This window comes from Sporomusa sp., from assembly GCF_035561155.1.
GTDB lineage: Bacteria > Bacillota > Negativicutes > Sporomusales > Sporomusaceae > Sporomusa.
On sequence record NZ_DATMYD010000168.1, the window covers coordinates 1 to 6,167 of the forward strand.

Sequence of the window (6,167 nt, forward strand, 5' to 3'; positions counted from 1 at the left end):
TTTTCCACGAACCGCTTCCAATTCTGTTTTCCATCAAAAAAGATCTGCCATAAGATGTTCTTTTTCATTCTGCTCTGTTTCCGCAAACCCACGCCAGTTCTCCTGCTACAGGCTCTTTAAACTTATAAATTCTGATATACACAAAAAACCACTCTGACAAGAGTGGTTTCGTTTACGCTAATTATTTGATTTTATTCTTTTTAACCTGGGCCCTAGTATTCGCTTATAGGCTTCTACGCCAGGCTGGTCAAACGCATCGACATTAGCAAGTTCACCTTCATACGCGACTGACAAGGCCAGCAAATATAAAAGTTCTCCCAGGGAATAGGCATCCAGCCTGGGCAGGATGAAGTTGGCATTAAACCTGTTATCGCTTATCAGCGCCGTAGCATTGGCTTCCCGTGCGGCATTAAGCGCCTGACTAAGCTGTAAGCCTGCTATCTCCGAAAGCTTGGAGGCTGAGGGAAAACTGTCTGGTATCATCGGGTCTGTCTTCCACTCAGCGACCTGTACAAATTGAATCACCTTATCAAGTTTACCGTCTTGATGCTGTTGAGTCTGGGCATGCATATCGGTGGTACCGACGGCGACGATTGGCGTACGGCCGTAGTAAACTTGCCGACCTGAACGGTCGGTCCTCTTACCCAGTGACTCGGCCAAGAGCTGAATATACCACTCGGCCACAGACTTGAGATAATCGGCATATGGCATGAATACTTCAATATCCCGCCCGTAGGTTTCGGCAGCCAGATACTTAAGTACGGCGTTAAGCAGGGCCGGATTATGCCAGATGTCATCTGCTTTACACGCCTCGTCCATCGAACGTGCACCGGCTAAAAAGGCGTCAATGTCAAACCCTACGCAGGCCGCCGTAACCAACCCGACTTCGGAAAACACACTGAACCGGCCGCCGACACCGTCGGGCACACTAAACATCGGCCAACCCTCTTGAGCTGCCAGTTTATGCAGTAGTGTCTCATGCTCCCCCGTAATTGGATCGGTCACTGCTACTACCTGGACCTCTATAGCAGGCGCTTCTTTCTTTAGCGCCTCATATGCTACCATAAAAGTAGACATAGTATCGAGCGTTGCACCCGATTTGGAAATGACGACAAGCATTACCCGGTAAACCCGGTCTGTTGCCCCCGCATGCACAGCCTTTATCCGTGCCTCATATTTAATGTGCTCAATGAGTTCAACTGTCCGGCGCGGGTCAATATTATTGCCGCTAAAATATAGCTTCGGGTACCCTTGCCGCTCTTCACTGCTCTTACTGTTCCAAAACTCGCCGCACTGCACGTCAAATAACACCTTGTTGCCCAAGTAAGAGCCGCCAATACCAAACGAGATAACTCCATCTACCTTGTATCTCAGCGACTGCCCAAATTCCTTAAGCCGGGCAATCGACTCCGGACTATTCAAGTTACCCGCTTGTACATAGGGCAGTTGGCTAAATAACACCTTTTCCGGATTGCCGTCTTTAGACAGATGCCCGCGTACCTCGCCGGTAGCCCGCATATGCTCAATTGCCTGGTGAGCAGCTTTGAAGTTTTCGGACAATTCCGCAATGTCACCTGGAGTAATCCGGCCTTCACCGTATAGATTGGTATAATCCAGGGCAAAACCTGACGGTAATGTAAGTACTGTCTCATGGTTAGGCATTGATCTCATCTCCTCACATCTTCTTGACGTGCAAACTCACCTTAGGCCTTTCATTTTACCTCTCGCTATTTGTTGCCGCGTAATCTTTCCCTAGCGGCCCGACAGTCCTAAGCAGGTAGCGCAAAAACTTATCTCTAAGGTCCGGACGCTTCAAGGCAAACTCAACAGTCGCTTCAAGATACCCCTGCTTATCACCAACATCATAACGCCGTCCGTCAAAATTGTAGGCATACACCGGCTTAAAGGCAGCCAGCCGGCGCAGAGCGTCTGTCAGTTGGATCTCCCCGCCACGCCCTGGTGGCGTATCCTCGAGAAGATAGAAAATTTCCGGCTCAATGATATACCGGCCCAAGACGGCAAGCTGGGACGGCGCTTCCTCAATCGACGGCTTCTCTACCAGATCAACGGCTCGCCAGACATTGTCCTTTACCGGCTCAGGCTTAACAATGCCATAGCTTGACACCTTTTCTTTAGGTACTTCCTGAACACCGAGGATGGTACCCTGATAGTCATCATAGGCATCCATGAGCTGCTTGAGACAAGGTACATTGGCATCAATAATGTCGTCGCCCAAGAGCACAGCAAAAGGCTCGTTGCCAACAAACTGCTTGGCACACAACACGGCGTGTCCCAGTCCCTTGGCTTCCTTTTGGCGCACATAGTGGATAGTGACCTCAGAAAGTTCTTCTACAAGCCCTAACAGGTCGTACTTTCCCTGGGCCTTTAGCGTCATCTCAAGCTCGACCGCCCGGTCGAAATGGTCTTCAATCGCCCGCTTGTTCCGGCCGGTAATAATGAGGATCTCCTCGATACCTGACTGAATGGCTTCCTCGATAATATATTGAATGGCGGGTTTGTCTACGATTGGCAGCATTTCTTTAGGCTGGGCTTTGGTAGCCGGCAAAAACCGGGTACCAAGACCAGCAGCAGGAATAACTGCTTTTTTTATCTTTCCTGAGGTTTTAGTCATTAGCTCAGTCCTTTCTATGCACGGATAAGCGACAGAAGTTCGTTTGTCTTTTCTTCCATTAACTGAACGTCACATTTGGACTCAACATTAAGCCTAAGCACAGGCTCAGTATTGGACATCCGCACATTAAAGCGCCAGGTATCATACTCAACACTAAGGCCGTCCACCCTTTCCACCTTCAGAGCCCCTGGGGTATACCTTTCCTCGATCTGTTGTATGACTGCCGTCGCATCAGCCACAGTACTGTTGATTTCGCCGCTTACCGGATAACATGCCGTTCTTTCGTGCATGAGCTCAGATAACGGCTTACCCTCACGGCACATAATCTCAAGTACCAGCAGCCACGGGATCATACCGCTATCACAGTAGGAGAACTCTTTGAAATAGTGATGAGCAGACATTTCGCCACCGTAGACAGCGTCTTCTTTGCGCATACGTTCTTTGATAAAGGCATGGCCGCTTTTCGATAAAACAGGAATTCCGCTCGCTTTCTCAACTAATTCAATGGTATTCCAGGTCAGGCGTGGGTCATAAATAATCTTGGCCCCAGGATAACGTCTGAGGAACGCCTGAGCCAAAAAGCCGACAAGGTAATAGCCTTCAATAAAGTCGCCTTTTTCATCAAACAGGAAGCAGCGGTCAAAATCTCCATCCCAGGCAATACCAATCGCAGCACCTTGTTCACGGACAACCTTAGCGGTAGCCTCCCTGTTTTCAACCAAAAGCGGGTTGGGTACGCCGTTCGGGAAGTTACCATCAGGATCATGATTGACTTTAATAAACTCAAACGGTAAGTGCGGCTCTAACGCGTCAATGACTGCCCCCGCTGCACCATTGCCGGCATTCACAACAACTTTAAGCGATTTCAAGAGCGATTGATCTACATAGGTTAAGAGATGAGCCACATATTCTTTCATTACATTTACATAGGTAACCTGACCTGGAGTAACGTCTTGGCGCACAGGCGGAAACTCGCCGGTCACAACCTTTTCCTCTATCTCTTTAAGCCCACTATCACTGCTAATCGGCCTGGATTCCTCCCGCACCAGCTTCATCCCGTTATAGTCCTTGGGATTATGACTGGCAGTAATCATAATACCACCGTCAAGTTTTAGATGAGCAGTAGCAAAATAGATCTGCTCTGTACCACACATCCCAATATCAACAACATCACAACCGGCTTCAGTCAGCCCTTTTACCAGAGCATTTCTAAATGCCGGCCCGGAGAGTCTGATGTCATGGCCTACAGCTACCTTTTTTGCTTTAAAAATATCGATATATGCCCGTCCAATCCGATAAGCCATTTCTTCGTTTAATTCTTCAGGAACCTTCCCCCGGATATCATAGGCTTTGAACGCGTTACGTTTAATCTCCATATCCTCACGCTCCTCATGTATTCAACCATATACTATATACTACACCAAATAAAAATATTCCTGTGCAGCCATAAGCTGCCAGGAATATTTTGTAGTTTAGTTCAGTCATTAAAAGAAAGTGTCACGGAATTATAGTTTTTTATTTATTTTTTGTCATTTCTAGTCTACAATTGGTACAAGGGACAATTGGCCTAACAGGCGAAGAAGGTGAGGTGAAAAAATGTGGAGGTAAAAGATCAGCTCAATCAGATGCAGGCCATGATGGAACAGCTTGTCAAAATGGTAGGACACAACAACGCAGTAACCGAAGAGCTTATCCAGCGAATGGATAGACTGGAAGCCAAGGTAGGTAGCCTGGAAACCAAAATGGAGAATGGTTTTACTGACGTAGTTCAGATGATTACTGTCCTTGGTGAAAAAGTTGACAAAATTGATGCCACCCAAATCTTACACTCCGAAATGCTGAGGAAATTAGCTGCAGATACTGCCCAGCATGAAGCAGAAATCATACTACTTAAACGAGCGAAATAACATGTCAGCGGGACCGTCCCCAGTGGCATTAAAAATATTCCTGCGCAGCCATAAGCTGCCAGGAATATTTTATTGGGCTATGCCCGTCCATATACATCATCAAACCGTACAATATCGTCTTCCCCAAGATAACTGCCATTCTGGACCTCAATGATCTCAAGCGGCAGCTTACCCGGGTTCTCCAGGCGATGCCTGGTTGAGGTAGGAATATATACGCTCTCATTGACATGTACCATTTGCACCTGCTCACCGATCGTCACTTTAGCAGTTCCGCCAATAACAATCCAGTGTTCGCTGCGGTGATAGTGAAGCTGCAGACTGAGCTGCTGACCAGGGGTTACCACAATCTTCTTCATTTTGTAGCCAGGCCCTTCGCCAAGAACAGTGTAGCTGCCCCATGGCCTATACATAGTAGTGTGTTCATCCACCTCGCGTCGTCCCCGGGCTTTGAGCTCAGTAACAACATCTTTTACCTTCTGGGACTCACCACGCTTGGCGACGACAATGACATCGTCGGTTTCGACAACTAGGACATCTTCCAGGCCGATTCCAGCAATTAAACGGTTGCGTCCCAGCATAAGCGTATTGGAACAGTCGATCGGGAGGCAATCACCATTGAGCGCGTTGCCGGCTTGATCTTTATCCAATACATCATAGATGGCATCCCAGGAGCCGATATCGTTCCAATACGCGGTAAGTGGGGCCATAACCACCCGCGCCGATTTTTCTGCTACCGCATAATCTATAGAGATACCGGGCATGGCGTCAAACTTATTGATAACTTCAGACAGTGGAGCAGATGCGAGCTGATAAATCTCCGGCGCATGTGTGCGGAACTCAGCCATAATGCAGCCTATTGTAAATGCAAACATACCTGAATTCCAGTAATAGTTACCTGCGGAAAGGTATTCTTCTGCAGTATCTTTGTCCGGCTTCTCTTGGAAAGACTGCACTTTATAACCGCTGCCGTAGGGTTCGCCGGCCTGGATATAGCCGTAGCCTGTTTCAGGCTTATCTGGTCTGATACCGAAAGTCACCATTTTATCTTGAACAGCCAGTTCAACTGCTTGGCGTACGTTTTTGATAAAGATATCGGTAGGATGGATGATATGGTCTGCCGGGGTTACGAATAGGACTTCCTCGCTGGAACCATCAAGTTCATCCAGGCAAAACCTGGCAGCTAAAGCTATAGCGGGCGCGGTATTACGTGCTACAGGTTCTAATAATATGTGAGCAGTGCTGGCTCCGCATGTCGCCAGTTCGGTTTTTACATGGTGGACATATTCTTTGTTGGTTACAACAACAATGTCTGATGGCTTTACTAAGGGTAAGAAACGTTTCACAGTTTGAGTTAATAGCGAATCAGAATTACCGAGTTTTAGGAACTGCTTAGGCAAACAGGTGCGCGATAACGGGAATAGGCGAGTACCGCCACCGCCGGCCAGGATGATGAGTTTCATATATTTTTTCTCTCCTATTAATTGAAAGAATTTATCCTTATTATACCATATGTTCTGAAAGACTAACCAGCCAAACTTCTAGTCGAATAAGGAGGTATGTCAATTTAAATTCTTGTAATTTATTTTAAAATCAGCTAATATTTCTGCTCATTAATCTAAAGTTTCTTT

At 47.3% G+C, this 6,167-nt stretch carries 5 protein-coding genes; 1 reads left to right on the forward strand and 4 read right to left on the reverse strand.

Features of this window, described 5'->3' with window-relative positions:
- Positions 1-177: 177 nt before the first annotated feature.
- From VN447_RS23030 to VN447_RS23040, 3 genes are read right to left on the reverse strand one after another with little or no spacing between them, the layout of a single operon-like run.
- Positions 178-1,662 carry a glucose-6-phosphate isomerase gene (locus tag VN447_RS23030; RefSeq protein WP_325528765.1) on the reverse strand — a complete coding sequence of 495 codons (1,485 nt, stop codon included), beginning with the start codon at positions 1,660-1,662 and terminating at the stop codon, positions 178-180.
- Between the two features lie 55 nt (positions 1,663-1,717).
- The gene (galU, locus tag VN447_RS23035) at positions 1,718-2,632 is read right to left on the reverse strand and encodes a UTP--glucose-1-phosphate uridylyltransferase GalU (protein ID WP_325528767.1); all 915 of its coding nucleotides are present in this window, start codon (positions 2,630-2,632) and stop codon (positions 1,718-1,720) included.
- A 14-nt stretch (positions 2,633-2,646) separates the two neighbouring features.
- On the reverse strand, positions 2,647-4,008 hold the full coding sequence (locus VN447_RS23040; RefSeq protein WP_325528768.1) for a phosphomannomutase: 1,362 nt from the start codon (positions 4,006-4,008) through the stop codon (positions 2,647-2,649).
- A 222-nt stretch (positions 4,009-4,230) separates the two neighbouring features.
- Between VN447_RS23040 and VN447_RS23045 the strand changes: the two genes are divergently transcribed.
- Complete coding sequence (locus VN447_RS23045) at positions 4,231-4,539, forward strand: hypothetical protein (protein WP_325528769.1); 309 nt, start codon at positions 4,231-4,233, stop codon at positions 4,537-4,539.
- Between the two features lie 77 nt (positions 4,540-4,616).
- Here VN447_RS23045 and VN447_RS23050 read toward each other — a convergent pair whose 3' ends face one another.
- Positions 4,617-5,999, reverse strand: coding sequence for a mannose-1-phosphate guanylyltransferase/mannose-6-phosphate isomerase (locus VN447_RS23050; RefSeq protein WP_325528771.1), 1,383 nt, complete (start codon positions 5,997-5,999; stop codon positions 4,617-4,619).
- Positions 6,000-6,167: the final 168 nt, after the last annotated feature.

What these genes read in the sequence shown, in the direction of transcription:
- galU (WP_325528767.1), bottom strand. Translation starts at nt 2,632, where the DNA reads ATGACTAAAACCTCAGGAAAGATAAAAAAAGCAGTTATTCCTGCTGCT.
- VN447_RS23030 (WP_325528765.1), bottom strand. Translation starts at nt 1,662, where the DNA reads ATGCCTAACCATGAGACAGTACTTACATTACCGTCAGGTTTTGCCCTG.
- VN447_RS23050 (WP_325528771.1), bottom strand. Translation starts at nt 5,999, where the DNA reads ATGAAACTCATCATCCTGGCCGGCGGTGGCGGTACTCGCCTATTCCCG.
- VN447_RS23040 (WP_325528768.1), bottom strand. Translation starts at nt 4,008, where the DNA reads ATGGAGATTAAACGTAACGCGTTCAAAGCCTATGATATCCGGGGGAAG.